Raw genomic sequence first — 2861 nt, 5'->3', positions numbered from 1 at the left:
GGATTCACGACTGCTTCGCAGCCGAACGCCGCCTCGCGGGCTCGGCAGCTGCTACAGATCGCATTAGCGCTATTAGCCTTCAGCGTGTCCTTTTTGTACAAGGTCGACAGCAATGGACCGGACCATGATCTCCAAGGTTCATGGTCGCCCGATGCCCTCCGCTGATGTCGGAGCCGGAGGGCGAGCCGAGGCACTTTTTGCCGGTAATGCCAGCGTTATGACAACATCTCCTCTAGACGGTACGGTTTAAGTCGAAACGATCCAGGTTCATCACTTTGGTCCACGCAGCGACGAAGTCCTTGACGAATTTCTGCTGCGCATCGGCGCAGGCATAGAATTCGGCCAGGGCACGCAACTGCGCATTGGAACCAAAAACCAGGTCAACCCGCGTCCCCGTCCACTTCACTGCACCGGTTTTGCGATCGCGCCCTTCATACTCCTGCTGGGCATCCGATACCGGCTTCCACTCCACGCCCATATCCAGCAGGTTGGTGAAGAAGTCGTTGGTCAAGGCTCCCGGACGCGTGGTGAACACACCGTGTTTGCTCTGGCCGACATTGGTGTTCAACACGCGCAAGCCGCCCAGCAACACCGTCATTTCCGGCGCGCTGAGCGTCAGCAGTTGCGCCTTGTCGATCAGCAATTTTTCGGCCGGCACACGGTACTGTTGCTTCAGGTAATTACGGAAGCCGTCGGCAATCGGTTCAAGGAGTCCGAAGGAGTCGACATCGGTCTGCTCCTGGCTGGCGTCCATGCGCCCTGGCGTGAAAGGCACCGTCACGCTTTGGCCGGCATTTTTCGCGGCCTGCTCCACGCCCACGCCTCCGGCAAGCACGATCAGGTCGGCCAGGGAGATTTTCTTGCCGCCACTGTTGAACTCGTTCTGAATGCTTTCGAGTTTTGCCAGCACGCTGGCCAGTTGTTCTGGCTGGTTGGCCTGCCAGGACTTCTGTGGTGCCAGGCGCAAGCGCCCACCGTTGGCACCGCCGCGTTTGTCGGAGCCACGGAAAGTCGACGCTGCCGCCCAGGCGGTAGATACCAGCTGCGAGACTGACAGCCCCGAGGCCGCAATTTTGCCCTTGAGCGCGGCGACATCGCTGTCGTTGACCAGTGGATGGTTGACGGTAGGGATCGGGTCTTGCCACAGCAGCACTTCGTTCGGTATTTCCGGGCCGAGGTAGCGTGAGAGCGGCCCCATGTCACGATGAATCAGCTTGTACCAGGCACGGGCGAAGGCGTCGGCCAACTGGTCTGGATTGGCCAGGAAGCGCCGCGAAATCGGCTCATAGATCGGGTCGAAGCGTAGCGACAGGTCCGTGGTCAGCATGGTCGGATCACGCCGTTTTGACGGATCAAAGGCATCCGGAATGGTGCCGGCGCCAGCGCCGCTTTTCGGCTTCCACTGGTTTGCCCCCGCCGGGCTCTTGGTCAGTTCCCATTCGTATCCGAACAGGTTTTCCAGGTAGTTGTTGCTCCACTGGGTTGGCGTGGTCGTCCAGGTCACTTCCAGGCCGCTGGAGATGGCGTCGCCACCTTTACCGGTACCGAACGTGCTCTTCCAGCCCAGGCCCTGCAGTTCGAGGCCGGCGGCTTCGGGCTCAGGTCCGACATGGTCGACAGGACCGGCACCGTGGGTTTTGCCGAAGGCGTGACCGCCCGCGATCAGCGCGACGGTTTCCTCGTCGTTCATGGCCATGCGCGCAAAGGTTTCACGAATGTCCTTCCCGGCGGCGACCGGATCCGAGTTGCCTTCAGGGCCTTCGGGGTTTACGTAAATCAGGCCCATCTGCACGGCTGCGAGTGGGGTTTCCAGATTGCGCTCGGCGGGAGCTTGCCCGGCATCTTTGCCATAACGCACGTCGCCACCCAGCCACTGGCTTTCCGAGCCCCAGTAGACGTCTTCGTCCGGTTCCCAGACATCCGGGCGGCCACCGGAAAAACCAAAGGTCTTGAAGCCCATGGACTCCAGTGCAACGTTGCCGGCAAGGACGATCAGGTCGGCCCAGGAGATTTTGTTGCCGTACTTTTGCTTGATCGGCCAGAGCAGCCGACGGGCCTTGTCGAGGCTGACGTTGTCCGGCCAGCTGTTGAGCGGTGCAAAGCGTTGCTGGCCGGAGCCGGCGCCGCCCCGGCCGTCACCGGTGCGATAGGTGCCTGCGGCGTGCCAGGACATGCGGATAAAGAAGGGTCCATAGTGACCGAAGTCCGCCGGCCACCAGTCCTGGGAATCGGTCATCAGCGCAGTCAGGTCTTTTTTCAGCGCCTGGAAGTCCAGGCTCTTGAAGGCTTCGGCATAGTTGAAGTCGCCCCCCAACGGGTCAGACTTGGGTGAGTGTTGACTCAAGATCTTCAGGTTCAGTTGGTTCGGCCACCAGTCGCGGTTCGTCGTGCCACCGCCAGCGGCGTGATTGAACGGGCATTTCGATTCAGTTGACATGGCATCTCCTCTTGATTTTGTTTTCAGCTAACCATCCTTAAGCGTGGATCCGGATCACCGATTGAAGAAATAGCTTTTCGGTATGGGATCCATAGCCTCAAGGCTATGACGGCCCAGTGATCAGTCGCTCCAGAACATCCATTAAAGTACCGGTCCGGGAAACTGTCGCTTCATCTGGGGGAGATAGCTGATAAACAGCTCGAATCAGTCAGGGGGGTTGGCAATAATTCCATGACCCGGGACAAAAGTGGCGGCGACGATTCGGATCGCCACGCGGCCTGAAATATTCAGGGCGTTCCTGCACTCAACAAAAAACCGGCCTTTCAGGCTAATTAATGCGACCTGTAGCAGCTGCCGAGCCCGCGAGGCTGCGTTCGGCTGCGAAGCAGTCGTAAAATCAGGAATTGCGGTATGTCAGGCAGAC

The 2861-nt window shown here is 59.6% G+C and carries 1 protein-coding gene; it reads right to left on the bottom strand.

Annotation, left to right across the window (positions count from 1 at the left end):
* Nucleotides 1-232 precede the first annotated feature (232 nt).
* Nucleotides 233-2437 carry a catalase/peroxidase HPI gene (katG, locus tag AB4Z35_RS29825; protein ID WP_442101132.1) on the bottom strand — a complete coding sequence of 735 codons (2205 nt, stop codon included), beginning with the start codon at nt 2435-2437 and terminating at the stop codon, nt 233-235.
* Nucleotides 2438-2861 lie beyond the last annotated feature (424 nt).

It is taken from the genome of Pseudomonas sp. KB_15, from assembly GCF_052114525.1.
Classification (GTDB): Bacteria; Pseudomonadota; Gammaproteobacteria; order Pseudomonadales; family Pseudomonadaceae; genus Aquipseudomonas.
Note: the sequence above shows the minus strand (reverse complement) of the source record. Positions and strands in the feature narration are given on the sequence as shown.